The organism is Halomonas sp. ND22Bw, from assembly GCF_003011945.1.
GTDB classification, from domain to species: Bacteria; Pseudomonadota; Gammaproteobacteria; order Pseudomonadales; family Halomonadaceae; genus Halomonas; species Halomonas halophila.
Window position 1 is genome coordinate 1 of record NZ_PXWD01000438.1, and the last position, 336, is coordinate 336.

The 336-nt window shown below is 67.3% G+C and carries 1 pseudogene; it reads left to right on the forward strand.

Annotation, left to right across the window (positions count from 1 at the left end):
- Positions 1-336, forward strand: a pseudogene (locus tag CVH10_RS18820) (ketol-acid reductoisomerase); the annotation flags it as partial.

Below are 336 nucleotides of genomic sequence, written 5' to 3' on the forward strand. Positions count from 1 at the left end.
TGTGGATGGTCGCCCCCCAGGCCCCCGGCCACACCGTGCGCAGCACCTACACGCAAGGCGGCGGCGTGCCCCACCTCGTGGCGGTGCACCAGGACAAGAGCGGCAAGGCCCGCGACCTGGCCCTGAGCTACGCCACCGCCAACGGCGGCGGCAAGGCCGGCATCATCGAAACCAACTTCCGCGAAGAAACCGAGACCGACCTGTTCGGCGAACAGGCGGTTCTGTGCGGCGGCACGGTCGAGCTGATCAAGGCCGGCTTCGAAACGCTGGTGGAAGCCGGCTACGCGCCCGAGATGGCGTACTTCGAATGCCTGCATGAACTGAAGCTGATCGTCG